Origin of the sequence: Variovorax sp. Root411 (genome assembly GCF_001425205.1) — a bacterium.
Classification (GTDB): Bacteria; Pseudomonadota; Gammaproteobacteria; order Burkholderiales; family Burkholderiaceae_C; genus Variovorax.
Window position 1 is genome coordinate 316,661 of the sequence record NZ_LMDW01000020.1, and the last position, 24,753, is coordinate 341,413.

A 24,753-nucleotide genomic window follows, 5' to 3' on the forward strand; every position below is an offset into this window, starting at 1 on the left:
TCCTTCAGGGAAGCGAAGGTCAGCGGATCATGAGCGATTCTTCTACGCCCTCGGCGTACACAGCCTATCAAGGCAACACCTACCTCTTCGGTGGCAATGCGCCCTATGTCGAAGAGATGTACGAGAACTACCTCGCCAACCCAGGCAGCGTGCCCGACAACTGGCGTTCGTATTTCGACGCGTTGCAGAACGTTCCCGCCGTCGACGGCACCAACACCCGCGACGTTCCGCACCTGCCGGTCATCAATGCTTTCGCCGAACGTGCGAAGCAGGGCACGACCAAGGTCGTGCAGGCCAGCGGAGCCGACTCCGAACTCGGCCGCAAGCGCACCGCGGTCCAGCAACTGATCGCCGCCTACCGCAACGTCGGTGCCCGCTGGGCCGACCTCGATCCGCTCAAGCGCGCTGAGCGTCCTTCGATTCCGGAACTCGAACCCTCGTTCTACGGCTTCACCGACGCCGACCTCGAGACGGTGTTCAACACCAGCAACACCTTCTTCGGCAAGGAGACCATGTCGCTGCGCGACCTGCTCAACGCCTTGCGCGAAACGTACTGCGGCACGATGGGCGCCGAGTACATGTACACCACCGACCAGAACCACAAGCGCTGGTGGCAGCAGCGGCTCGAAAGCGCCCGAACCAACCCCAAGCTCAGCGCCGAGCAGAAGAAGCACGTGCTGAACCGCCTCACGGCCGCTGAAGGCCTCGAGCGCTTCCTGCACACCAAGTACGTCGGCCAGAAGCGCTTCTCGCTCGAAGGCGGCGAAAGCTTCATCGTCGCGATGGACGAGCTGATCAACCAGGCCGGCGCCAAGGGCGTGCAGGAAATCGTGATCGGCATGGCCCACCGCGGCCGCCTGAACGTGCTGGTCAACTCGCTCGGCAAGATGCCGGCCGACCTGTTCGCCGAGTTCGACCACACCGCCCCCGAAGACCTGCCCAGCGGCGACGTCAAGTACCACCAGGGCTTCAGCTCGGACGTGACCACCCCCGGCGGCCCGGTGCACCTGAGCCTTGCGTTCAATCCCTCGCACCTCGAGATCGTGAATCCCGTGGTCGAAGGCTCGGTGCGCGCCCGCATGGACCGCCGCGGCGACCCGCTGGGCAAGCAGGTGCTGCCCGTGATCGTGCACGGCGACGCCGCCTTCGCAGGCCAGGGCGTCGTGATGGAAACGCTGGCGCTGGCCGAGACCCGCGGCTACTCCACCGGCGGCACGGTGCACATCGTCATCAACAACCAGATCGGCTTCACCACCAGCGACCCGCGCGACAGCCGCTCGACGCTGTACTGCTCGGACATCGTCAAGATGATCGAAGCGCCGGTGCTGCACGTGAACGGCGACGACCCCGAAGCCGTGGTGCTCGCCACCCAGATCGCGCTGGACTTCCGCATGGAATTCCAGAAGGACGTGGTTGTCGACATCATCTGCTTCCGCAAGCTGGGTCACAACGAGCAGGACACCCCGTCGCTCACCCAGCCGCTCATGTACAAGAAGATCGCAGTCCACCCCGGCACGCGCAAGCTGTACGCTGAAAAGCTGGCTGCCCAAGGCCTGGGCGACACGCTCGGCGACGACATGGTCAAGGCGCAGCGCGCCGCCTTCGACGAAGGCAAGAACACCGTCGACCCGGTGCTCACCAACTTCAAGAGCAAGTACGCCGTCGACTGGAGCCCGTACCTCAACAAGAAGTGGACCGACGCCGGCGATACCGCCATTCCCTCGAGCGAATGGAAGCGCCTGGCCGAGAAGATCACCGCCGTGCCGCAAGGCTTCACGGTGCACCCGCTCGTGAAGAAGGTGCTGGACGACCGCGCAGCCATGGGCCGCGGCGACGTGAACGTCGACTGGGGCATGGGCGAGCACATGGCCTTCGCATCGCTGGTGGCCAGCGGCTACCCGATCCGCCTGTCGGGTGAAGACTCTGGCCGCGGCACGTTCACGCACCGCCACGCCGTGCTGCACGACCAGAACCGCGAGAAGTTCGACACCGGCACCTACACGCCGCTGGAGAACGTGGCCGACAACCAGGCCCCGTTCGTCGTGATCGACTCGATCCTGTCGGAAGAAGCCGTGCTTGCATTCGAATACGGCTACGCGTCTAACGACCCCAACACGCTCGTGATCTGGGAAGCCCAGTTCGGCGACTTCGTGAACGGCGCGCAGGTCGTGATCGACCAGTTCATCGCTTCCGGCGAAGTGAAGTGGGGCCGCGTCAATGGCCTCACGATGATGCTGCCGCACGGCTACGAAGGCCAGGGCCCCGAGCACAGCTCGGCTCGCCTGGAGCGCTTCATGCAACTGAGCGCCGACACCAACATGCAGGTGGTGCAGCCGACCACGGCCAGCCAGATCTTCCACGTGCTGCGCCGCCAGATGGTGCGCAACCTGCGCAAGCCGCTGATCATCCTCACGCCCAAGTCGCTGCTGCGCAACAAGGACGCGACCTCGCCGCTGTCCGAGTTCACCAAGGGCAGCTTCCAGACCGTCATTCCCGACAGCAAGGGCCTGAAGGCGGAGAAGGTCAAGCGCCTGATCGCCTGCTCGGGCAAGGTCTACTACGACCTGGCCAAGAAGCGCGAAGAGCAGGGCACCGAAGACGTGGCGATCATCCGCGTCGAGCAGCTCTACCCCTTCCCGCACAAGGCCTTCGCTGCCGAGATCAAGAAGTACCCGAACCTCGTCGACGTGGTGTGGTGCCAGGACGAGCCGCAGAACCAGGGCGCCTGGTTCTTCGTGCAGCACTACATCCACGAAAACATGCAGGACGGCCAGAAGCTCGGCTACTCCGGCCGTGCCGCCTCGGCATCGCCAGCGGTGGGCTACTCGCACCTGCACCAGGAACAGCAGAAGGCGCTCGTCGATGGCGCGTTCGGCAAGCTCAAGGGCTTCGTGCTGACCAAGTAATCAAAAGCCTCTTTTCACACGAACACCCTGAAGAAAAAATCGGAGCTCACTCCAAATGTCTATCGTAGAAGTCAAAGTCCCCCAGCTTTCCGAATCCGTGGCCGAAGCCACCATGCTCACGTGGAAGAAGAAGGCCGGCGAAGCCGTCGCCATCGATGAAATCCTGATCGAGATCGAGACTGACAAGGTCGTGCTGGAAGTGCCCGCGCCCTCGGCTGGCGTGCTGGCCGAAATCGTGCAGCCCGATGGCGCCACCGTGGTGGCCGATCAGCTGATCGCCAAGATCGACACCGATGGCAAGGCTTCGGCCGCCGCACCGGCGGCTGCGCCTGCCGCGGCTCCGGCTGCCGCCGCGCCTGCACCGGCAGCTGCTGCCGCCGCCACCGGCGGTTCGAAGGCCGACGTGGCCATGCCCGCCGCCGCCAAGCTACTGGCCGACAACAACCTGAAGACCAGCGACGTGGCCGGCACCGGCAAGGATGGCCGTGTCACCAAGGGCGACGTGCTCGGCGCGGTCGCTTCGGGCGCCAAGCCCGCGGCCACCATTCCCGCACCGGCTGCCAAGCCCGCACTGCCGCAAGTCGCCGCGCCTACCCGTGCGCCCGACCTGGGCGAGCGCCCCGAGCAGCGCGTGCCGATGAGCCGCCTGCGCGCCCGCATCGCCGAGCGCCTGCTGCAGTCGCAATCGACCAACGCGATCCTGACGACCTTCAATGAAGTGAACATGGCGCCCGTCATGGAACTGCGCAAGCGCTTCCAGGACAGCTTCACCAAGGAACACGGCGTGAAGCTCGGCTTCATGAGCTTCTTCGTGAAGGCCGCGGTGCACGCACTGAAGAAGTACCCGGTGATCAACGCCTCGGTCGACGGCAACGACATCCTGTACCACGGCTACTTCGACATCGGTATCGCCGTCGGTTCGCCGCGCGGCCTGGTGGTGCCGATCCTGCGCAATGCCGACCAGATGAGCTTTGCCGACATCGAGAAGAAGATCGCCGAGTTCGGCAAGAAGGCACAAGACGGCAAGCTGGGCATCGAAGACATGACCGGCGGCACGTTCTCCATCTCGAATGGCGGCACCTTCGGCTCGATGCTCTCGACCCCGATCATCAACCCGCCCCAGTCGGCCATCCTCGGCGTGCACGCCACCAAGGACCGCGCCGTGGTCGAGAACGGCCAGATCGTCGTTCGCCCGATGAACTACCTCGCCATGAGCTACGACCACCGCATCATCGACGGCCGCGAAGCCGTGCTGGGCCTGGTCGCCATGAAGGAAGCGCTGGAAGACCCGTCGCGCCTGCTGTTCGACATCTGATCCGGGAGAAAGAACCAGATGGCAAACAAGCAATTCGACGTCGTCGTCATCGGCGGCGGCCCCGGCGGCTACATCGCGGCGATCCGCGCCGCGCAACTCGGCTTCAACGTGGCCTGCATCGACGAGTGGAAGAACGGCAAGGGCGGCCCCGCACCGGGCGGCACCTGCACCAACGTCGGCTGCATCCCCTCGAAGGCGCTGCTGCAATCGTCGGAACACTTCGAGCAGGCCGGCCACCACTTTGCCGACCACGGCATCAAGGTCGAAGGCCTGGGCCTCGACATCGACAAGATGCTGGCCCGCAAGGACCAGGTCGTGAAGCAGAACAACGACGGCATCCTGTACCTGTTCAAGAAGAACAAGATCACGTTCTTCCATGGTCGCGGCTCGTTCGTGAAGACCGACGAAACCGGCTATGAGATCAAGGTGGCGGGCGCGGCCGAGGAGTCGATCAGCGGCAAGCACGTCATCGTGGCCACGGGCTCCAATGCCCGCGCGCTGCCGGGCACGCCGTTCGACGAGGAGAACATCCTCTCGAACGACGGCGCTCTGCGCATCGGCGCGGTGCCGAAGAAGCTGGGCCTGATCGGCTCGGGCGTCATTGGCCTCGAAATGGGTTCGGTGTGGCGCCGCCTCGGCGCGGAAGTCACGGTGCTCGAAGCACTGCCGACCTTCCTGGGCGCCGTGGACGAGCAGATCGCCAAGGAAGCCAAGAAGGCCTTCGACAAGCAGAAGCTCAAGATCGAACTCGGCGTCAAGGTCGGCGAGATCAAGTCGTCGAAGAAGGGCGTGAGCGTCGCCTGGACCAATGCCAAGGGCGAAGCCCAGACGCTGGAAGTCGACAAGCTGATCGTGTCGATCGGCCGCGTGGCCAACACCATCGGCCTGAATGCCGAAGCCGTGGGCCTGAAGCTCGACGAGCGCGGCGCCATCGCCGTCGATGACGACTGCAAGACCAGCCTGCCCAACGTCTGGGCCATCGGCGACGTGGTGCGCGGCCCGATGCTCGCGCACAAGGCCGAGGAAGAGGGCGTTGCCGTGGCGGAGCGCATCGCGGGCCAGCATGGCCACGTGAACTTCAACACGGTTCCGTGGGTGATCTACACGAACCCCGAGATCGCGTGGGTCGGCCAGACCGAGCAGCAGCTCAAGGCCGCGGGTCGCGCCTACAAGGCCGGCACCTTCCCGTTCCTTGCGAACGGCCGCGCACGCGCGCTGGGCGACACGACCGGCATGGTCAAGTTCCTGGCCGACGCAGCGACCGACGAGATCCTGGGCGTGCACATCGTGGGCCCGCAGGCCAGCGAGCTGATCTCCGAAGCCGTCGTGGCGATGGAGTTCAAGGCGAGCGCCGAGGACATCGCGCGCATCTGCCATGCGCACCCGTCGCTGTCGGAAGCCACGAAGGAAGCGGCACTCGCCGTGGACAAGCGCACGCTGAACTTCTGATCTCCCGGTCTTTCTTTTGACCAGCGTCAAACAGGCCTATGAGGCGGAACTCGCTGCGCGCGGGTTCCGCAGCGATCCCGCGCAACTTCACGCCGTGGAGGCGCTGGATCGCTGTGCCAACGAGTGGGCCGAATACAAGGCCCAGCGGTCGAACGCGCTGAAGAAGTTCATCAACCGGCCTGAGCTTCCGCGCGGCGTCTACATGTACGGTGGCGTCGGACGGGGCAAGAGCTTCCTGATGGACCTGTTCTTCAACGCGGTGCCGCTGCGGCGCAAGACGCGCCTGCACTTTCACGAGTTCATGCGCGAAGTGCACCGCGAGCTGCGCGAGCTGCAGGGCACGGTGAACCCGCTCGACGAGTTGGGGCTGCGCATATCGAAGCGCTACAAGTTGATCTGCTTCGACGAGTTCCACGTGGCGGACATCACCGACGCGATGATCCTTCATCGGCTGCTGGTGTCGCTGTTCGAGAACGGCGTGGGCTTTGTCACTACCTCGAACTTCAAGCCCGACGACCTGTATCCCGGTGGCTTGCACCGCGACCGCATCCTGCCGGCCATCGCGCTCTTGAACGAGAAGCTCGAAGTGCTCAGCGTCGACAACGGCACCGACTACCGGCGCCGCACGCTCGAGCAGCTGCGCATGTACCTCACGCCGAACGATGGCGCCGCCGAGAAGGAGATGCGCAAGGCCTTCGACAAGTTGGCCGAGACGGCCGACGAAAGCCCGATCCTGCACATCGAGCAGCGCGAGATCCGCGCACTGCGCAAGGCCGGCGGCGTGGTCTGGTTCGACTTCAAGACGCTGTGCGGCGGTCCGCGCTCGCAGAACGACTACCTCGAGATCGCCAGCCAGTTCCACACCGTGCTGCTGTCCGACGTGCCGCACATGCCGGTGCGCATGGCCTCGGAAGCACGCCGTTTCACATGGCTGGTCGACGTCTTGTACGACCGGCGCTGCAAGCTCATCATGTCGGCTGAGGTTCCGCCCGAGGCGTTGTACACCGAGGGGCCGCTGTCGCATGAGTTTCCGCGCACGGTCTCGCGGCTCACCGAAATGCAATCGAGCGAGTTCCTTGCCCTTGAACGCCGCATCGTCGACACCCGACTCACATGAAAAAAATCGCTCTTGCCCTGCTGATGACGCTGGCCAGCCTTCCGCTGTGGGCGCAGTCCAACGCCGCCACGGGCAATGCCGACCTCGAGGCCGAAAAGCGACGGCTTTCCAGCGAGCGCGAGGCCATCGAGAAGCGTTTTGTCGGAGAGCGGGCCGCCTGCTACAAGAAGTTCGCGGTGGAAGACTGCCTGCGCGAGAGCCGGGGCCGGCGCCGCAAGGAAACCGACAACATCAAGCGGCAGGAAACCGCGATCAACGACATCCTGCGCCAGCGCAGCGGCGCGGCCGAGTTGCAAAAGCTCGACCAGAAGGCCGGCACCCAGCGCCCGCAGGACACCCGCGAGAAGCAGGAGGAGTCGATCCAGGGCCAGAAGGACCGCGAGCAGCGCGCGGCCGACCACGCGGCCAGCCGCGCCGCCACAGCCGCCGATGCGGCCGAGCGCGAACGCCAGTTCCGGTCCAAGCAGCAGGCCCATTCCGACGAGCAGGCCAAGGCCGCCCAGCGTCAGGCCGAGGCGCCCGCTGCCGTCAAGCGTTTCGAAGACAAACAGAAGCGGGCCGAAGAGCACAGGGCCAGCCGCGAGCGGCAGAACGCCAACCGCAGCAAGCCGCGCGCGGCGCCGCTGCCGCCGCCGCCGGCCGCACCCTGAGCGGGGCAAGAAGGCAGGGCGCCGCTCAGGCGGCTGTCGCCGGCAGCGGATCGAACTTCAGGACGACAATCGAGATGTTGTCGCCCGTGCCCCGGGCTCGGCGGCGCGCTTCACCCACCAGGATTTCGACCGCATCGCGCGGCGGCTGTGCGTACAGCACGCTCGCCAGCTCTTCGGGGCTGAAGTAATGCCACAGTCCGTCGCTGCAGGCCATCAGCAGGTCGCCCGGTTCCATCTTCGGAATGTAGTAGGGGTCGATGGGCGGCGGCGTGGTCGTCATGCCCAGGCAGCCGAGCAGGATGTTGCCCTGCGGATGAACGTTGGCCTGGGCCTCGGTGATCTGGCCTCGGTCGACCAGCACCTGCACGTACGAATGGTCGCGCGTGCGCTTGACGAGCTGCCCGTCGTGGAAGTGATAGATGCGCGAGTCGCCGGCATGGATCCAGGCGCAGTCGCCCTTGGGCGTCATGAGGAAGGCCGCGAGCGTGCTGTGCGGTTCCTGTTCGCTGGAAACCGCGGTGAGCTTGATGACCGTGTGCGAGTCTTCGAGGATCTGCTTCAGCACGGCTTCGGGGTCGTCGCGGCTTGGCAGGTAGCGGGTGAAGAGCTGGCGTGCCGTCATCAGCACCTGGTCGGAGGCCTTGCGCCCGCCGCTGCGCCCGCCCATGCCGTCGGCCACGATGCCCAGCACGCAGCCAGGCACGCGCGGATGGCTCATCATCAGCACCTGGTCTTGTTGGTACGGGCGGTCTCCCTTGTGGAGTCCGGTGGCCGCGGCGAGTCGAAAGCCTTGGGTCATGAGGCATATGCGCCGAAGCGCGTGTTTTCTGTCTTCTCGGAGATTCGTGTCAGGACGTATTATCGAATGAACACGCGCCGCGAAAACCTCGCAGCCGCTCCCCACCGTTGGACTCCAATCTTCACTCCCTTTCCCGCCAACTGATCGAATTGCGCATCGAGCATGCCGATCTCGACGCCACCATCGACCGGCTGGCCGAGGGCTCGCCGCAAGACGAGCTGCTGCTGCGGCGCCTGAAAAAGCGCCGCCTCGCACTGCGCGACCAGATCGCGCGCCTCGAAAACGACCTCGATCCGAAAGAGCCGGCGTGACGGGGGTGCTCGAAGACCAGGTGCGCGACGCCTTCGCGCAGGACGGCGCGCTGTCGCGTGCCGCCGAGCAGTTTCGCGAGCGCTCGGGTCAGACCGAGATGGCGATGGCCGTGGCCCGCACCATCGACCAGGGCGGCGTGCTGGTGGTCGAGGCGGGTACTGGGGTAGGCAAGACTTTTTCGTACCTCGTGCCGGCCCTGCTGAGCGGCGAGCGCGTACTGCTCTCGACCGCCACCAAGACGCTGCAGGACCAGCTGTTCGGCCGCGACCTGCCGCGTCTCGTCGAAGCCTTCGGCCTGCCGGTGCGCACCGCGCTGCTCAAGGGGCGCGGCAGCTATCTGTGCCTGCACCGGCTCGACCTGGCGCGCCACGATGCTTCATTGCCTGAACGCGGCAGCTTGCGCACGCTCGCCAAGATCGAGCAGTGGTCGAAGGCCACGCGCACCGGCGACCTTGCCGAGTTGCCGGGGCTGGACGAGCGCTCGCCGCTGATCCCGCTGATCACCTCCACGCGAGAGAACTGCCTGGGCGCGCAATGCCCGCAGTTCAAGCCCTGCCATGTCAACCTGGCGCGGCGCGAGGCGCTGGCGGCCGACATCGTGGTCATCAACCACCATCTGTTCTTTGCCGACCTCGCGGTGCGCGAGACCGGCATGGCGGAGCTTCTGCCGACCGTGAGCGTGGTGGTGTTCGACGAAGCCCACCAGCTCAACGAAACCGGCGTGCAGTTTCTTGGCGCACAGCTCGGCAGCGGCCAGGCGCTCGACTTCGCGCGCGACATGCTGGGGGCCGGCTTGCAGCATGCGCGCGGCCTGGTCGACTGGCAGCAACTGGTCGCCGCGGTCGAACGGGCCGCGCGCGAACTGCGGCTCGTGGTCGGCAAGCAATGGCCGGGTGCCAAGCTGCGCTGGCTGGGCGCCTCGCCCGAAGGTGTAGCTCCCGATGCGTGGCAGCGCGCGCTGGACGACCTGCTGCAAGCGTTCGAGCTGTCGGCCGAGGGGCTCGCTACTGTCAGCGAAATCTCGCCCGATTTCGTCCGGTTGCACGAGCGGGCCCGCCAACTCGCGAAGCGCATCGCGCGCTTCGCCCTGCCATGCGAGATCGATTCGGTGCGCTGGGTCGATGTGGGCTCGCAGCTGCGGCTCATTGAATCGCCGCTGGACATCGCCGACGCCATGCGCAAGAGGGTGCTCAAGATCGCCGAGGCAAACCCCGATGCGGCCGATGGCGACGACGAGGATCTCGACGGCTATGGCGAGCGGCCGGCGCGCGAGACGGCGGCGCAGCAAGATGGCGGCCGCGCCTGGGTCTTCACCTCCGCAACGCTGGGCGACGAGCCCACGCTGCGCTGGTTCACCGAGCCCTGCGGCCTGCAGGATGCGGAAGTGCTGCGCGTGCAAAGCCCGTTCGACTATGCCTCGCAGGCCGCGCTCTATGTGCCGCGTGCGTTTCCCAAGCCCAACGATCCGTCGCACAGCCAGCGCGTCGCTCAACTGGCCGCGCACGGCGCGACCCAGCTTGGAGGCCGCACGCTGGTGCTGACGACCACGCTGCGCGCACTGCGCACCATCGGCGATGCGATGAAGCAGCAGTTCGAACTGCTCGATGCAGAAGTGCGGCCCGAGGTGCTGGTGCAGGGCGAACTGCCAAAGCGCGTGCTGATGGACCGCTTCCGCGAAGGCGCGAGCGCCGGGCGCGCGGGCTGCGTGTTGGTGGCATCGGCCTCGTTCTGGGAGGGCTTCGACGCACCGGGCGATGTGTTGCAACTGGTGGTGATCGACAAGCTGCCGTTCCCGCCGCCGAACGATCCGCTGGTCGAGGCGCGCTCACAGCGCCTTGAAGCGCAGGGGCGCAGTTCGTTTGCCGACTATTCGCTGCCCGAGGCGGCCGTGGCGCTCAAGCAGGGGGCGGGGAGGTTGATCCGGCGCGAAACCGACAGCGGCGTATTGGCGATCTGCGATACACGGCTGGTGGCCATGGGCTACGGCCGCCGGTTGCTGGCGGCGCTGCCATCGATGCGGCGGCTCGAAAACGAATCGGATTTCGAGGCCGCGCTGGACGCACTCAAGACCTAGGGGTTACCAGAGCTTCCACCAGGGATCGTCCTTGCCCTTGAAGCCGTTCGCGAGGTAGGCGCTCTTCGGATAGTTGGTGGTCAGCACGCGTTGGGTGTCGTCGCGCAGGTCCTTCATGCCGAGAGCGTCGTACGACTTCACCATGATGTACAGGGCTTCTTCGAGCGCCGGCACTTCGCGGTAGTCGGCCAGCGCGACCTGGGCGCGGTTGATGGCCGCCAGGTAGGCGCCGCGCGAATAGTAGTAGCGCGCCACGTGAACCTCGTACTGCGCGAGCGAGTTCACGATGTAGTTCATGCGCTGGCGCGCGTCAGGGGCGTAGCGCGACTCGGGGAAGCGCGTGACGAGGTCCTTGAACGACTCGAAAGATTCCTTGGCGGCCTTCTGGTCGCGCTCGGACAGGTCCTGGCGCGTCATGAACGCGAACATGCCGAGGTCGTCGTTGAAGTTGATAACGCCCTTGAGGTAGAGCGCGTAGTCCAGCGCGGGGCTCGCCGGGTGCAGCTTCATGAAGCGGTCGATGGTGGCGATGGCGTTCGCCTTTTCGCCCGACTTGTACTGTGCGTAGGCCTTTTCCAGTTGCGCCTGCTGAGCGAGCGGCGTGCCGGCGGCGCGGCCTTCGAGCTTCTCGTAGAGCGGCACAGCCTTGTCGTAGGCGCCCGATCCGGCCTCGTCCTTGGCTTCCGAATAGATACGGTTGGGGCTCCAGTTGGCGGTCTTGTCGACGGAGGTCGACGAGCACCCAGCAGCCAGCAGAGCCGCGGCGCTGAGCGCGATCCAGGCGGGGACCGATAATTTGGCGCGAAACATCACATACGGCTTTCGTGAAACAGTTGCCCTCAATTATATCGACCGACCCTTTGGGCAATACCCCTGAGGCGCTGGAGGTGCCCGAGTTCGAGGAGGGCGCCGATCCGATCGAACCCAGCGAGCAGCGGCCCTTCGTCATCGATCCGGCCCAGCACGGCCAGCGGCTCGATCGCGCGCTCGCTGCGCTGGTGCCCGAGTTTTCCCGCAGTTACCTGCAGCAACTGATCGAGGCTGGCGCTGTCGAGCTGCAGGGCCGCATGCTGACCAAGGTCTCGGCCACCGTCAAGGCGGGACAGGCCGGCCGCATCGAGCTTCGTCCCACGCCCCAGAGCCAGGCCTTCCGGCCCGAACCGATGGACATCGTCACCGTGCACGAGGACGAACACCTGCGCATCGTCGACAAGCCCGCCGGCCTGGTCGTGCATCCGGCGCCGGGGCACTGGAGCGGCACGCTGCTCAATGGCTTGCTGGCGCTGGACCCGAAGGCCGTGCTGCTGCCGCGCGCCGGCATCGTGCACCGGCTCGACCGCGACACCAGCGGCCTGATGGTGGTGGCGCGCACCCGGGCCGCCATGGATGCGATGGTGGCGCTGATCGCCGCGCGCGAGGTCAAGCGGCAGTACCTGGCCATCGGCCACAAGCCGTGGGAGGGCGCCGCGGGCCGGCAGGTCGACGCCCCCATCGGGCGCGATCCGCGAAATCGGCTGCGCATGGCCGTGGTCGATCTCGAGCGGCATGCGGGCAAGACGGCGCGCACGCTGATCGAGCGGCTCGACAGCAACACCGAAGGCTGCGCCGTGCGCTGCACCCTCGAAACCGGGCGCACCCACCAGATTCGCGTGCACATGGCGTCGATCGGCCATCCGCTGGTGGGCGATGCGCTCTACGGCGGGGCGCCGGCTGCCGGGCTGTCGCGCCAGGCGCTGCATGCATTCAGGCTGGCCTTCGTGCATCCCGTCACACAAGCGGCGCTGGAGTTCCGCTCGCCGCCGCCCGCCGACCTCGTCGGGGCTTTGCAGTCCTGGGGGCTGGATTACAATCGTGCCTGACGGCCCGAGGGCCGCGCCGGTCACCCGAGGCCGGCCTTGCGTTGCATTTGCCGCGTGCCTGCAGCGCCTACTCCTTTCATCCTTCTGAACAAGCGCCCCGAGGCGCCTTTTCCCGGATAACGCGAACCATGAATACGGCGGATGCCAAGCGCATTCTCGAAACCGCCTTGATCTGTTCGAGCCAGCCGTTGCCGGTGCGCGATATGCGCGTGCTGTTCGACGACGAGCTGGGTGTGGACACCATCAAGGTGCTGTTGCTTGAATTGCAGGAAGACTGGGCGCAGCGCGGCCTGGAGCTGGTGAGCGTGGGCAGCGGCTGGCGTTTCCAGAGCCGACCCGAGATGCGCGACCATCTCGATCGCCTGCACCCCGAGAAGCCGCCGCGCTACACGCGCGCCGCACTCGAGACACTGGCCATCATTGCCTACCGGCAGCCGGCCACGCGCGGCGACATGGAAGACATCCGTGGCGTGACGATCAACTCGCTGATCCTCAAGCAGCTGGAAGACCGCGGCTGGGTCGAGGTCATCGGCCATCGCGAAACGGTCGGCCGCCCGGCGCTGTACGCGACCACGCGCCAGTTCCTCGACGACCTGGGCCTCGCCTCGCTCGACCAGCTGCCCCTGATCGAAACGCCCGCGCAGCAGGCCGCGCTGGTCGATGCGCTCGAGCGGGCGTCCGGCGAGCAGCAAGGGTTGCCCATGGATGCCGCGCCCGAGACCGAGGCGCTGGTAGAGGGCGATGCGGATGCCTCTGGCATGGCCGAACTGGAGTCCGCCGCCGCCGAAACCGCCGAGGCGCAGTTTGCCGAGAACGCCGTAGACGCCGAATCTCCCGCCGAACCCGAGCTCGCGCCAGAACCCGAAGTCATATCCGAGCCCGAGCCCGCCCAGGCGCCGTCGCCAGAACCCGATGCCCCGTCCCAGGACGAGGCCGACCCCCACGCTCCCTCTCCCGGAAAAACCCCATGAGCACAACCGACACCGAAGACGCGGCGATGCTGCCGGCCGAGCCCGAAGTCAAAAAGAAGAAAAGGGCGGCTGCGTCCAAGAAGGCTGCAGGTGGTGCTATTGAATCGGTAGCGCCGGAGGCGGCTGCGCAAGAAAGCGCCGCACCGGTGGAGGCCGAGGCGCCCAAGAAACCGAGAGCGCCTCGCAAGAAGAAGCCGGTCGAACCGTCCGTGGCGGATGACGCGGTGGCATTGCCTGACGCGCAGCCCCCCGAGGCGATCGCGCCGGCGGTCGTCGCCACCGAGGAGGCTCCGGTTGTCGCCTTCGCCGCTGAAGAGGCCCGCAATCCCGCACCGGTCGAAGCCGATCGCCAGAACAGCGATGACGGCGAAGAAGAGCGGGATGAAGACGAGGACGAGGAAGAGCCTGACGAGGAAGAAGACGACCTCGACCGCGCCCGCCGTGCCGCCGAGCGCGAGCAGCGCAACGCGCCGCCGCCCGAGCCGATCCGTTTCTCGGACGTCATCTCCGGCCAGTTCGACGCCGACGAAGAAAGCCCCGAAGTCCCGCCGCTCAAGCGCGTGCTGCTGCCCGAGGCGGATTCGCCCAAGCTGCACAAGGTGCTGGCGCAGGCCGGCCTCGGCTCGCGGCTCGAGATGGAGCAGCTGATTCTCCAGGGCCGCATTTCCGTCAACAACGAGCCGGCCCACATCGGCCAGCGCATCCAGTACGGCGACCAGGTCAAGATCAACGGCAAGCCGATCCGCTACCGCATCGCACCCCCGCCGCCGCGCGTGATCGCGTACCACAAGCCCGTCGGCGAAGTGGTCACGCATGACGATCCGCAGAACCGCCCGACCGTGTTTCGCAAGCTGCCGCGCCTGCAGCAGGGCAAGTGGCAGTCGGTCGGCCGCCTCGACCTGAACACCGAAGGGCTGCTGCTGTTCAGCAGCTCCGGCGATCTGGCCAACCAACTGATGCATCCGCGCTTCGGTCTGGAGCGCGAGTACGCGGTCCGCGTGCTGGGCGCGCTCACCAGCGAAGAAAAGCAGAAGCTGCTCGACGGGGTGCGCCTCGACGACGGCATGGCGCAGTTCGGCACCATCGAGGATGGCGGCGGCGAAGGCTCGAACTGCTGGTATCGCGTGACCATTTCCGAAGGCCGCAATCGCGAGGTGCGCCGCCTGTTCGAGTCGGTGGGCCACGCGGTCAGCCGGTTGATTCGCATCCGCTACGGCGCCATGGTGCTGCCGCGCGGCCTGAAGCGCGGCGCCTGGATGGAACTCGACGAACGCGATATCCGCGCGCTGTTCCAGGCCTCCGGCGGCGCAGTTGCCCGGCCCGGACCGCAGCAGCGCGGCCCGGGGCAGGAGGGCGGTGGCGGCAATGGCCGAAACGGGCGCAACAAGAAGCGCCGGGGCAATCGCAATGGTGGTGGCGGCCAACCCCCGCGCGACATGCGCGATGCTCGCGACGAAGGCAGCCGCGAGGCGCCGATCCCGAATCCGCTGGGCGATGGACGTCCGCCGCGCGGTGACCGGGGTGGCCGTCCCAATCGCAGCGGTGGCAACGGCGGTCCGCCCCAGGGGCAGGGACGCCGCGGCAACAGCGGCAACCGCCAAGGCGGCGGCAATCGCCCGCAGGGCGACGACCGTCAACCGAGCGGCGCCAACCAGCCCGATCCGATGAAGACCTCGCTGGGCTACATCGGCGCCGACAGCTTCTCGCGCCAGCGCAAGGAGCAGCGCGGAGGCCCGCGTCGTGGTGGAGGCGGGGGCGGCGGTGGTGGCGGCTTCGGCGGCCAGGGCGGCCAAGGCGGCGGCCGCCGCCGCGGGCGCTGAAAGCCAGCCGTCGGTGCGCGGCCTTTCGCGGGGTTTTCACCAATCCGAAAGGCTGCGCCGGTTAAAATCAGAGGCTTTGTCGACATGTGATGCAACAAGCGCGTTGCAGCTGTGACAAAACACTTCAAAATCAAAGCTCCAGGAAGCATTTCAATGGCTATCGAACGTACCCTTTCCATCATCAAGCCCGACGCAGTTGCCAAGAATGTCATCGGCAAGATCGTTTCCCGTTTTGAAGCTGCCGGCCTCAAGGTCGTCGCCGCCAAGCTGGTGCACCTGTCGCGCAACGAAGCCGAGCAGTTCTACGCCGTGCACAAGGAACGTCCCTTCTTCAAGGATCTGGTCGAGTTCATGATCTCGGGCCCCGTGTTCGTGCAAGCACTCGAAGGCGACAACGCCATCGCCAAGAATCGCGACCTGATGGGCGCCACCGATCCCAAGAAGGCCGCTGCCGGCACCATCCGCGCCGACTTCGCCGACAGCATCGACGCCAACGCCGTTCACGGTTCGGACGCTCCCGAAACCGCTGCGAACGAAATCGCTTTCTTCTTCGCCGGCCTCAACGTCTACGCACGCTGAAGCTGTCTGCCGATCGATTCCATGACCACGGCCAATCTGCTCGATTTCGATCTCGAGGGGTTGGCTGCGTTTTGCGAAAAACTCGGCGAGAAGAAATTCCGCGCCACGCAACTGTTCCGCTGGATTCACCAGCGTGGCGCCAGCGACTTCACCCAGATGACCGATCTGGCCAAGTCGCTGCGCGAGAAACTCGCGACCACCGCGCGCGTGGAGGCCCTGCCGGTCATCACGCAGCACGAATCCAAGGACGGCACGATCAAGTGGCTGTTCGACGTCGGTGACGGCAATGCCGTCGAGGCCGTATTCATTCCCGAGGACGACCGCGGCACGCTGTGCGTGTCGTCCCAGGCCGGCTGTGCGGTCGGTTGCCGCTTTTGCTCGACAGGGCATCAGGGCTTCAGCCGCAACCTCGGCACGGGCGAAATCGTCGCCCAGCTGTGGTTTGCCGAACACTTCCTGCGCAAGCATTTGAAGCGTACAGAGCGCGTCATCTCCAACGTGGTGATGATGGGCATGGGCGAGCCGCTGCAGAACTACTCGGCACTCGTGCCCGCACTGCGCACCATGCTCGACGACAACGCCTACGGGCTGTCGCGCCGCCGCGTGACGGTGTCGACCTCCGGCGTGGTGCCGATGATCGACCGCCTGGGCGCCGATTGCCCGGTGGCCATGGCCGTCTCGCTGCACGCGCCCAACGACGCGCTGCGCGACGACCTCGTGCCGCTCAATCGCAAGTACCCGATCGCCGAACTGCTCGAGGCCTGCAAGCGCTACCTTGTGCATGCGCCGCGCGACTTCATCACCTTCGAGTACTGCATGCTCGACGGAGTGAACGACCAGCCCGAGCATGCGCGGCAGCTCATCGAACTGGTGCGTACGCACGACATCTCGTGCAAGTTCAACCTGATCCCGTTCAACCCATTTCCGGCGTCGGGCCTGCTGCGCTCGCCGCAGCCGCGTGTACTGGCATTCGCCAGGACGCTGAGCGAAGCCGGCCTCGTGACCACCGTGCGCAAGACGCGCGGCGACGACATCGACGCCGCCTGCGGCCAGCTCGCCGGCGACGTCAAGGACCGCACCCGTGCGGCCGAGCGCATGGCCCAGCGCCGCGCGGCGGAGCGTCCCATTGTTTTTCATCCGGTCCGCAAGACCGCCCCCCAGGAGCACTGAACCGATGAGCATGGCCATTCCGATGACGACCGCGAGCGTGCAGCGGATGCTGACTGTGGGTTTCGCGGGCGTTGCCATGGCGTTCCTGCTTGGGGGATGTGTGAACACGCGCACCACCACCACCAGCCTGGCCGACACCAGCTCGGGCAAGGGCGCCGAGATCGTCACGGAGTCCGACGAAACCAGCCGGCAGCGACGCGCGCGGCTGCGCATGGAACTGGCCTCCGGCTACTTCGAGCACGGCCAGACCACCGTCGCGCTCGACGAGATCAAGCAGGCGCTCGCCGCCGACCCCAACTACGCCGATGCCTACAACCTGCGCGGCCTGGTCTACATGCGGCTCGATGACGCCGCCCTGGCCGAAGACAGCTTCCGCCGCGCCATCGCCATCAATCCGCGCGACCCCAACACGCGTCACAACTACGGCTGGCTGCTGTGCCAGCAGAACCGCTACGGCGATGCGGCCGCGCAGTTCACCGAAGCCCTGGCCGTGCCGAGCTATGCGGACCGTGCCAAGACGCTCATGACGCAGGGCGTGTGCGAGCTCAAGGCCGGCCAGCGGGTCCAGGCGGAGCGCAGCCTCATGCAGGCCTACGAGATCGACGCCGGCAATCCGGTGGTCGGCTTCAACCTGGCTTCGTTGCTGGCGCAGCGCGAAGAATGGTCGCGCGCGCAGTTCTACATTCGCCGCGTCAACAACGGCCCCTCGGCCAGCGCCGAGACGTTCTGGCTCGGCATCAGGATCGAACGAAAGCTGAACAACCGCGAGGCAGTCGCGCAGTTGGGAGGCCAATTGCAACGACGCTTCCCCCAGTCGCGGGAGGCAGCAGCGTACGAGCGCGGGAATTTCAATGACTGATCGGGTTTCGGAGTTCGGCACTTCCGCAGCGCAACCGCTGGAAGAAGGCGACATCACGCACAAGACGGCCGGCGACCTGCTGCGCGAGGCGCGGGAGGCCCATGGCCTGCACATCGAGATGGTGGCTGCCGCACTGAAGGTGCCGCCGCAGAAGCTCATGGCGCTTGAAGCGGACGATATCGCCTCGCTGCCCGATCCGGTCTTCGCTCGTGCGCTGGCGAGCAGCGTCTGCCGCGCGCTGCGCATCGATCCGATGCCCGTGCTCGCGAAGCTGCCCAGTACGCAAAGGGTGTCGCTGGCCGAAGCCGATCGCACTCTCCGAACGAACATCGCCTCGAACACGCCGCGCTGGAACAGCAACGGCCGCTCCAGCGGGCTGCCTTCGCGTGCGCTGCTGATCGTGGTTGTGCTGCTGCTGGTCGGCGCGGGTGCGTTGTTCTGGTTGCCGCAATCGGTGTTCGACCAGATCGGCGCCTCCGTGTCGCGACTGACGGCGCATGGCGAATCCAATGAAGCGCCCGCACCCGCGAACGGGCCGGCTTCGTCGGGCGAGACCGGCGCCGTCGCCGAGAACGTGCCCGTGCAGGCGGTGGCTCCGAGCGGCCCGGTGGGCATGGCTCCAGCCGCCAACCCCGGCGCGCCTGCCGCCCCAGCAGTACCGGCCGCCACTGCCCCCGTCGTTGCGCCTGTGGTGGCTGCCGCCAGCAGCCAGCAACTCGTTTTCGTGGCGCGTGAAGAGTGCTGGGTCACCGTCACCGAAGCCGGCGGCAAGCAACTGCTGCGCCGCAGCCTGCAGGCCGGTGAAACGGTCGGCTTGTCGGGCACGCTGCCGCTGTCCGTCGTGGTCGGTCGCGCGTCGAGCGTCGATGTACAGGTGCGCGGCCAGCCCTACGATCTGAAGCCCTTCACCAAGGGCGGTGGCGTGGCGCGCTTCGAGGTGAAATCATGACCGGCGATTGCCTCCCGCTTCCCATCGAATCGGCCGCGCCCAAGGCGCGCCGCTCGCGCCAAGCCAGCGTGGCCTGGGGTCAGCGGGTGGTCACGGTGGGCGGCGACGCTCCCGTGCGCGTGCAGTCCATGACCAACACCGACACCGTCGATGCCGTCGGCACCGCGATCCAGGTGAAGGAGCTGGCCATTGCCGGCTCCGAAATGGTCCGCATCACCGTCAACACGCCCGAGGCCGCTGCGCAGGTGCCCTACATCCGCGAGCAGCTCGACCGCATGGGCATCGACGTGCCGCTGATCGGCGATTTCCACTACAACGGCCACCGCCTGCTGACGGACTATCCAGCTTGCGCCGAGGCGCTGAGCAAGTACCGCATCAACCCCGGCAACGTGGGCAAGGGCGACAAGAAGGACAGGCAGTTCGGCCAGATGATCGACGCGGCCATGCGCTGGAACAAGCCCGTGCGCATCGGCGTGAACTGGGGCAGCCTCGACCAGGAGCTGCTCGCCAGCCTGATGGACACCAACAGCCAGCGCGCCGAGCCCTGGGACGCCAAGCAGGTGATGTATGAGGCGCTGATCACCTCGGCCATCGAGTCCGCGAAGCTGGCCGAGTCGATGGGCATGAGCGGCAACCAGGTCATCCTGTCGTGCAAGGTGAGCGGTGTGCAGGACCTGATCTCGGTCTACCGCGAACTGGCCAGGCGCTGCGACTATCCGCTGCACCTGGGCCTTACCGAGGCTGGCATGGGCACGAAGGGTACGGTGGCTTCGGCCACGGCGCTGTCGATCCTGCTGCAGGAAGGCATCGGCGACACGATTCGCGTGTCGCTCACGCCGCAGCCGGGCGAGTCGCGCACGCAGGAAGTGCTGATCGCCAACGAAATCCTGCAGGCGCTGGGCCTGCGCGTGTTCGTGCCGAGCGTCACCGCCTGCCCGGGCTGCGGCCGTACCACGAGCACCACGTTCCAGGAACTGGCCAAGCAGATCGACGACTACCTGCGCCTGCAGATGCCGGTCTGGCGCAAGAAATATCCGGGCGTCGAGACGCTGAAGGTGGCTGTCATGGGCTGCATCGTCAACGGCCCCGGCGAGAGCAAGCACGCCGACATCGGCATCAGCCTGCCCGGCACCGGTGAGGCGCCTGCCGCGCCGGTCTTCATCGACGGCGAAAAGGCACTCACGCTGCGCGGCGACAATATCGCCAACGAGTTCCACCAGCTCGTCGAAAACTACATCGAAAAGCGCTTTGGCGGCGAACACGCTGCCCTGGCCTGACACCTCCGCAGACCCATGGCTGAAAAACTGAATGCCGTCAAAGGCATGAACGACATATTGCCGCCCGAATCGGCGCGCTGGGAGTGGCTCGAAGCCACCGTGCGCGACCTGATGGGGCGGTTTGCGTATCGCAACGTGCGCACACCGATCCTGGAGCACACGGCGCTGTTCGTGCGCGGCATCGGCGAGGTGACGGACATCGTCGAGAAGGAGATGTACGCCTTCGAAGACCGGTCGGACAAGCACGGGCAGGCCGAGCATCTGGCGATGCGGCCGGAGAACACGGCCGGCCTCGTGCGCGCCGTGATCGAGCACAACATGCTCTACGAGGGCCCCAAGCGCCTCTGGTACACGGGGCCGATGTTCCGCCGCGAAAAGCCGCAGCGTGGGCGTTTCCGCCAGTTCCACCAGATCGGCGCGGAAGCGCTCGGCTTTGCCGGGCCCGACGTCGACGCCGAGCTGATTCTGCTGGCCACCGCGCTGTGGAAGGCCATCGGCCTGACCGATGTGCGCCTGGAGCTCAACAGCCTCGGCCAGCCGGCCGAGCGCGCGGTGCACCGCGCCCAGCTCATCGCTCACTTCGAGCAGCACGCCGACAAGCTCGACGAGGACGGCAAGCGCCGGCTGCACAGCAATCCGCTGCGCATCCTCGACACAAAGAATCCGGCGATGAAAGAGGTGGTCGAATCGGCACCGAAGCTGATCGATTTCCTTGGTGCCGGATCGCTGGCGCACTTCGAGGGGCTGCAAGCCATCCTCAAGGCCAACGACATCGCCTTCACGATCAATCCGCGCCTGGTGCGCGGGCTCGACTACTACAACCTCACGGTGTTCGAGTTCGTGACCGACCGTCTCGGTGCGCAGGGCACGGTGTGCGCCGGTGGCCGCTATGACGACCTGATCGCACAGATCGGCGGCAAGCCCGCGCCTGCGGTCGGGTGGGCCATCGGTGTCGAGCGCGTGCTCGACCTGCTGAAGGAGCAGGGCGCTGAAGTGCCCGCGCCGGTGCCTGATGCCTATGCCATCGTGCCCGACGCCGCATCGATGCCCGCCGTGCTGCGCGCGCTGCAGCAACTGCGCGAAACCGGCGTGCGCGTGCAGATGCACGCCAGTACGGCCGAAGGCCTTGCGAGCTTCAAGGCGCAGATGCGAAAGGCGGACGCCAGCGGTGCCACCTACGCCCTGATCTTCGGCGCCGATGAACTTGCACGCGGCGAAGTGACTCTCAAGGCGCTGCGCGACGGAAGCGGTGCGCAGACCTCCCGGCCACTTGCCGAAGTGGCCGCCTGGGCCGCCACCCTACAATCGCCGGCTCCCAACATCTGACAGCGCATGGCAACCCATCTCGACCTCGAAGAACAAGAACAGCTCGACCAGCTCAAGCATTTCTGGAATACCTACGGCACCCTGATCACCTGGGCCGTGCTGCTCGTCGCCGGCGCCTTCGTGGCCTGGAACGGCTGGCAATGGTATGGACGCAACAAGGCGGCGCAGGCCTCTTCGCTCTACGACGAAATCGAGAAGACCGCGCAGGCCGGCGATCCGGCACGCATCGCGCTCGTGCTCGACGACATGAAGAAGCGCTTCTCGGGCACGACCTACGCGCAGCAGGCCGGCCTGCTGGTCGCCAAGACGCTGTACGAAAAGGGCAATGCCGCGGGCTCTCGCGCCGAACTCGAATGGGTTGCGCAGAACGCCGTCGATCCGGGCTACAAGGCTATTGCCAGGCTGCGGCTGGCGGCCGAACTGCTCGACAGCAAGTCCTACGACGATGCGATCAAACAGCTCGACGGCAGCGTGCCCAAGGAATTCGAACCGCTGGTGGCCGACCGCAAGGGCGACATCTACCTGGCCCAGGGCAAGCGCGCCGAGGCGCAGGCCGAATACCGCAAGGCCTGGACCGGTCTTGGCGCCACCTCCGACTACCGCCGCCTGGTCGAAATCAAGCTCAATGCGGTCGGTGTCGACCCGAAGAGCCTGGCGCCAGTCGTCACCGTCACACCCGCAGCCCCCAAAACTCCCTGACCGCATATGAATTTCAAGCGTTTCATGCCTGAATCGACCGCCCTGCGCGCGGGATCAGCTCTTGTTTTGGTGGCGTTCCTCGCCGCCTGTTCGGGCAGCAGCAAGCCGAAGCCGGAGGAGCTTGCCGCCAATCCGGCCCTGATGGGCGTGCGCCAGGCCTGGACGGTGCGCATCCCCGAGGTCAAGTTCCCTCTCACCACCGACATCAGCGGCGACACCGTCACCGTGGCCGGCAGCGACGGCACGGTGATTGCCATCGACGCCCGCGCCGGCCGCGAAACCTGGCGCGCCAGCGCCGGCGCGCCGCTGGCAGCCGGTGTAGGCAGCGACGGGTCGATGGCCGCGGTCGTGACCACCGGCAACGAACTGGTCGCCATCGAGAATGGCAAGATCCTGTGGAAGCAGAAGCTCTCAGCCCAGGCCTTTACCGCACCACTGGTGGCAGGGCGCCGCGTGTTCGTGCAGACCGCCGACCGCAGCATCAGCGCCTGGGACGGCCAGAGCGGCCGCCGCCTCTGGATCCAGCAGCGCACGGGTGAAAACCTCGTGCTGCGCAAGTCGGGCGTGCTGATCGCCGTGGGTGACACGCTGGTCGCAGGCATCGGCGGCCGCCTGGTGGGCATCAACCCCGCCAACGGCACTTCGCGCTGGGAATCGCCCATTGCGGCACCGCGCGGCACCAACGACGTGGAGCGCCTGGTCGATCTGACCGGCAGCGTGAGCCGCTTCGGCGACACCATCTGCGCCCGTGCGTACTACGCCAGCGTAGGCTGTGTCGAGACCGTGCGCGGCTCGCTGGTCTGGAGCAAGCCCGCCTCGGGCGCCGACGGCGTCAGTGGCGACAGCGGTTTTGTCTACGGTACCGAGTCCGACGGCAGCGTCGTCGCGTGGCGCCGTGCCGACGGCGAGCGCGCCTGGCAGATGAGCCGCTTGAAGAACCGCAACCTCACCGCGCCGCTGGCCGTGGGCCGCTCGCTGATCATTGGCGAAGACACCGGCACGCTGCACTTCGTTTCGCGTGAAGATGGCGCGCTGCTCAATCGCGTCACGCCCGATGGCTCGGCCATCACCGTCACGCCGGTGCTGGCCGGCAACACGGTCGTGGTCGTGACTGCCAAGGGTGGCGTGTTTGGCTATCGCCCTGAATAACTCTTTCTTTTTCCTTTTCTCTTTCCAAGGCCCGACCATGAAAACCGCGCCATCGAAAGGCCGGCCATGAAGCCGGTCGTGGCCCTGGTCGGGCGGCCCAACGTTGGCAAGTCGACCCTCTTCAACCGCCTGACCCAGACGCGCGACGCCATCGTCGCCGACTTCGCCGGCCTCACGCGCGACCGCCACTACGGCAATGGCCGTCTGGGCAAGCACGAGTTCATCGTCATCGACACCGGCGGCTTCGAACCCGACGCGGGCAGCGGCATTTACAAGGAAATGGCCAAGCAGACGCGGCAGGCCGTGGCCGAGGCCGACGTGGTGATCTTCGTCGTCGACGCTCGCGAGGGCCTGTCGGCGCAAGACCACGACATCGCCAACGAATTGCGCCGCCTCGGCAAGCCTTGCGTGCTGGCGGCCAACAAGGCCGAAGGCATGCACGACGGCACCAAGCTGGTCGACTTCTACGAACTCGGCTTCGGCGACGTGCATGGCGTATCTGCTGCGCACGGGCAGGGCATGCGCGACCTCGTCGAACTTGCCCTGGAGCCGCTGAACCTGCCCGATCCCGACGACGAGACGGACGAGGACGAGGTCAATAAGCCGATCAAGCTCGCCGTGGCCGGACGGCCCAACGTGGGCAAGTCGACGCTGATCAACACCTGGCTCGGCGAAGAGCGCCTGGTGGCCTTCGACATGCCGGGCACCACGCGCGACGCGATCTCCGTGCCCTTCGAGCGCAACGGCCAGCGCTTCGAGCTGATCGACACGGCTGGCCTGCGCCGCAAGGGCAAGGTGTTCGAGGCGATCGAGAAGTTCTCGGTGGTCAAGACGCTGCAGGCCATCGAGTCGGCCAACGTGGTGCTGCTGCTGCTCGACGCCACGCAGGGTGTGACCGACCAGGACGCACACATCGCCGGCTACATCCTCGAAAGCGGCCGCGCGGTGGTGATCGCCATCAACAAGTGGGACGCGGTCGACAGCTACCAGCGCGAGCAGATCCAGCGGCAGATCGAGACCCGGCTGCCGTTCCTGAAGTTCGCGGCGCTGCATTTCATCTCGGCCATCAAGCGCCAAGGCCTGGGCCCGGTGTGGCAGGCGATCGCACAGGCCCACAAGTCGGCCACGCGCAAGATGTCGACGCCGGTGCTGACCCGCCTGCTGCTGGAGGCGGTGCAGTTCCAGGCGCCCAAGCGCGGCGGCATGTACCGGCCCAAGCTGCGCTATGCGCACCAGGGGGGCATGAACCCGCCGGTGATCGTGATCCACGGCAATTCGCTGGAGCACGTGACAGAGGCGTACAAGCGCTTCCTCGAGGGGCGTTTCCGCAAGGAGTTCGACCTGGTGGGTACGCCGCTGCGAATCCAGTTCAAAAGCTCGGCGAACCCGTTTGCCGACAAGGATGACTGAGGCGGTGCGGGTCTTGGCGGCCGATGGCGGCCGTTGACTTGCTGCCGTCACTGAAGTTCCGCC

Annotated in this window: 21 protein-coding genes; 19 read left to right on the plus strand and 2 right to left on the minus strand. The window is 66.5% G+C overall.

From position 1 onward, the window contains the following. Positions 1-29: 29 nt before the first annotated feature. Genes ASC92_RS25955 through ASC92_RS25975 form a run of 5 tightly spaced genes read left to right on the plus strand, consistent with a single transcriptional unit; the run spans position 30 to position 7,437 of the window. On the plus strand, positions 30-2,906 hold the full coding sequence (locus ASC92_RS25955) for a 2-oxoglutarate dehydrogenase E1 component (RefSeq protein WP_056521647.1): 2,877 nt from the start codon (positions 30-32) through the stop codon (positions 2,904-2,906). 55 nt (positions 2,907-2,961) lie between these two features. Then, complete coding sequence (gene odhB, locus ASC92_RS25960; RefSeq protein WP_056521650.1) at positions 2,962-4,221, plus strand: 2-oxoglutarate dehydrogenase complex dihydrolipoyllysine-residue succinyltransferase; 1,260 nt, start codon at positions 2,962-2,964, stop codon at positions 4,219-4,221. An 18-nt stretch (positions 4,222-4,239) separates the two neighbouring features. Beyond that, positions 4,240-5,670, plus strand: a complete 1,431-nt coding sequence (gene lpdA / locus ASC92_RS25965; RefSeq protein ID WP_056521653.1) for a dihydrolipoyl dehydrogenase — start codon at positions 4,240-4,242, stop codon at positions 5,668-5,670. Between the two features lie 16 nt (positions 5,671-5,686). Continuing rightward, positions 5,687-6,787, plus strand: a complete 1,101-nt coding sequence (gene zapE, locus ASC92_RS25970) for a cell division protein ZapE (protein WP_056521656.1) — start codon at positions 5,687-5,689, stop codon at positions 6,785-6,787. Further along, a complete protein-coding gene (locus ASC92_RS25975; protein ID WP_056521659.1) occupies positions 6,784-7,437 on the plus strand; it encodes a hypothetical protein in 654 nt (217 codons plus the stop codon). The genes zapE and ASC92_RS25975 overlap by 4 nt, the downstream gene beginning before the upstream one ends. Before the next feature lie 25 nt (positions 7,438-7,462). Here the strand turns inward: ASC92_RS25975 and ASC92_RS25980 are convergent, their stop codons facing one another. Beyond that, a complete protein-coding gene (locus ASC92_RS25980) occupies positions 7,463-8,236 on the minus strand; it encodes a PP2C family protein-serine/threonine phosphatase (RefSeq protein ID WP_056521662.1) in 774 nt (257 codons plus the stop codon). Positions 8,237-8,343: 107 nt separating this feature from the next. On the opposite strand from ASC92_RS25980, the gene ASC92_RS25985 reads away from it, so the two are divergent. Together ASC92_RS25985 and ASC92_RS25990 are read left to right on the plus strand one after the other, a co-directional pair. Next, the gene (locus ASC92_RS25985; protein ID WP_007828249.1) at positions 8,344-8,547 is read left to right on the plus strand and encodes a YdcH family protein; all 204 of its coding nucleotides are present in this window, start codon (positions 8,344-8,346) and stop codon (positions 8,545-8,547) included. Then, positions 8,544-10,622: an ATP-dependent DNA helicase gene (locus tag ASC92_RS25990; RefSeq protein ID WP_056521666.1), complete on the plus strand. Its 2,079-nt coding sequence runs from the start codon at positions 8,544-8,546 to the stop codon at positions 10,620-10,622. Before ASC92_RS25985 ends, ASC92_RS25990 begins: the two co-directional genes overlap by 4 nt. A gap of 3 nt (positions 10,623-10,625) precedes the next feature. On the opposite strand, the gene ASC92_RS25995 is transcribed toward ASC92_RS25990, so the two are convergent. Beyond that, the gene (locus ASC92_RS25995; protein WP_056521669.1) at positions 10,626-11,432 is read right to left on the minus strand and encodes an outer membrane protein assembly factor BamD; all 807 of its coding nucleotides are present in this window, start codon (positions 11,430-11,432) and stop codon (positions 10,626-10,628) included. A gap of 50 nt (positions 11,433-11,482) precedes the next feature. Here ASC92_RS25995 and ASC92_RS26000 point away from each other — a divergent pair, with 50 nt between their 5' ends. From ASC92_RS26000 to der, 12 genes are all read left to right on the plus strand, one after another. Further along, positions 11,483-12,481 carry an RluA family pseudouridine synthase gene (locus tag ASC92_RS26000; protein WP_056521673.1) on the plus strand — a complete coding sequence of 333 codons (999 nt, stop codon included), beginning with the start codon at positions 11,483-11,485 and terminating at the stop codon, positions 12,479-12,481. 128 nt (positions 12,482-12,609) lie between these two features. After that, positions 12,610-13,452 carry an SMC-Scp complex subunit ScpB gene (scpB, locus tag ASC92_RS26005; RefSeq protein ID WP_056521676.1) on the plus strand — a complete coding sequence of 281 codons (843 nt, stop codon included), beginning with the start codon at positions 12,610-12,612 and terminating at the stop codon, positions 13,450-13,452. Further along, positions 13,449-15,272: a pseudouridine synthase gene (locus tag ASC92_RS26010; RefSeq protein ID WP_056521679.1), complete on the plus strand. Its 1,824-nt coding sequence runs from the start codon at positions 13,449-13,451 to the stop codon at positions 15,270-15,272. The genes scpB and ASC92_RS26010 overlap by 4 nt, the downstream gene beginning before the upstream one ends. Positions 15,273-15,425: 153 nt before the next feature. Continuing rightward, on the plus strand, positions 15,426-15,851 hold the full coding sequence (ndk, locus tag ASC92_RS26015) for a nucleoside-diphosphate kinase (protein WP_056521682.1): 426 nt from the start codon (positions 15,426-15,428) through the stop codon (positions 15,849-15,851). A 21-nt stretch (positions 15,852-15,872) separates the two neighbouring features. Beyond that, positions 15,873-17,021, plus strand: coding sequence for a 23S rRNA (adenine(2503)-C(2))-methyltransferase RlmN (gene rlmN, locus ASC92_RS26020; protein WP_056521684.1), 1,149 nt, complete (start codon positions 15,873-15,875; stop codon positions 17,019-17,021). 4 nt (positions 17,022-17,025) lie between these two features. Then, entirely contained in the window at positions 17,026-17,880 is an 855-nt protein-coding gene (gene pilW, locus ASC92_RS26025; RefSeq protein ID WP_056521687.1) for a type IV pilus biogenesis/stability protein PilW, read from the plus strand. Next, positions 17,873-18,829, plus strand: a complete 957-nt coding sequence (locus ASC92_RS26030; protein ID WP_056521690.1) for a helix-turn-helix domain-containing protein — start codon at positions 17,873-17,875, stop codon at positions 18,827-18,829. Before pilW ends, ASC92_RS26030 begins: the two co-directional genes overlap by 8 nt. Continuing rightward, positions 18,826-20,106: a flavodoxin-dependent (E)-4-hydroxy-3-methylbut-2-enyl-diphosphate synthase gene (gene ispG / locus ASC92_RS26035; protein WP_056521693.1), complete on the plus strand. Its 1,281-nt coding sequence runs from the start codon at positions 18,826-18,828 to the stop codon at positions 20,104-20,106. The genes ASC92_RS26030 and ispG overlap by 4 nt, the downstream gene beginning before the upstream one ends. 15 nt (positions 20,107-20,121) lie before the next feature. Continuing rightward, the gene (gene hisS / locus ASC92_RS26040; protein ID WP_056521698.1) at positions 20,122-21,432 is read left to right on the plus strand and encodes a histidine--tRNA ligase; all 1,311 of its coding nucleotides are present in this window, start codon (positions 20,122-20,124) and stop codon (positions 21,430-21,432) included. A gap of 6 nt (positions 21,433-21,438) precedes the next feature. Then, complete coding sequence (locus ASC92_RS26045) at positions 21,439-22,131, plus strand: YfgM family protein (protein WP_056521702.1); 693 nt, start codon at positions 21,439-21,441, stop codon at positions 22,129-22,131. Positions 22,132-22,137: 6 nt separating this feature from the next. Continuing rightward, a complete protein-coding gene (gene bamB, locus ASC92_RS26050; RefSeq protein ID WP_056521705.1) occupies positions 22,138-23,280 on the plus strand; it encodes an outer membrane protein assembly factor BamB in 1,143 nt (380 codons plus the stop codon). Positions 23,281-23,346: 66 nt separating this feature from the next. Then, positions 23,347-24,690, plus strand: coding sequence for a ribosome biogenesis GTPase Der (gene der / locus ASC92_RS26055; protein WP_056521707.1), 1,344 nt, complete (start codon positions 23,347-23,349; stop codon positions 24,688-24,690). The last annotated feature ends 63 nt before the right edge of the window (positions 24,691-24,753 follow it).

Coding starts and splice junctions, on each gene's coding strand:
- ASC92_RS25955 (WP_056521647.1), top strand. CDS start 30: ATGAGCGATTCTTCTACGCCCTCGGCGTACACAGCCTATCAAGGCAAC.
- odhB (WP_056521650.1), top strand. CDS start 2,962: ATGTCTATCGTAGAAGTCAAAGTCCCCCAGCTTTCCGAATCCGTGGCC.
- lpdA (WP_056521653.1), top strand. CDS start 4,240: ATGGCAAACAAGCAATTCGACGTCGTCGTCATCGGCGGCGGCCCCGGC.
- ASC92_RS25975 (WP_056521659.1), top strand. CDS start 6,784: ATGAAAAAAATCGCTCTTGCCCTGCTGATGACGCTGGCCAGCCTTCCG.
- ASC92_RS25980 (WP_056521662.1), bottom strand. CDS start 8,236: ATGACCCAAGGCTTTCGACTCGCCGCGGCCACCGGACTCCACAAGGGA.
- ASC92_RS25995 (WP_056521669.1), bottom strand. CDS start 11,432: ATGTTTCGCGCCAAATTATCGGTCCCCGCCTGGATCGCGCTCAGCGCC.
- scpB (WP_056521676.1), top strand. CDS start 12,610: ATGAATACGGCGGATGCCAAGCGCATTCTCGAAACCGCCTTGATCTGT.
- ASC92_RS26010 (WP_056521679.1), top strand. CDS start 13,449: ATGAGCACAACCGACACCGAAGACGCGGCGATGCTGCCGGCCGAGCCC.
- ndk (WP_056521682.1), top strand. CDS start 15,426: ATGGCTATCGAACGTACCCTTTCCATCATCAAGCCCGACGCAGTTGCC.
- rlmN (WP_056521684.1), top strand. CDS start 15,873: ATGACCACGGCCAATCTGCTCGATTTCGATCTCGAGGGGTTGGCTGCG.
- pilW (WP_056521687.1), top strand. CDS start 17,026: ATGAGCATGGCCATTCCGATGACGACCGCGAGCGTGCAGCGGATGCTG.
- ASC92_RS26030 (WP_056521690.1), top strand. CDS start 17,873: ATGACTGATCGGGTTTCGGAGTTCGGCACTTCCGCAGCGCAACCGCTG.
- ispG (WP_056521693.1), top strand. CDS start 18,826: ATGACCGGCGATTGCCTCCCGCTTCCCATCGAATCGGCCGCGCCCAAG.
- hisS (WP_056521698.1), top strand. CDS start 20,122: ATGGCTGAAAAACTGAATGCCGTCAAAGGCATGAACGACATATTGCCG.
- ASC92_RS26045 (WP_056521702.1), top strand. CDS start 21,439: ATGGCAACCCATCTCGACCTCGAAGAACAAGAACAGCTCGACCAGCTC.
- bamB (WP_056521705.1), top strand. CDS start 22,138: ATGAATTTCAAGCGTTTCATGCCTGAATCGACCGCCCTGCGCGCGGGA.
- der (WP_056521707.1), top strand. CDS start 23,347: ATGAAGCCGGTCGTGGCCCTGGTCGGGCGGCCCAACGTTGGCAAGTCG.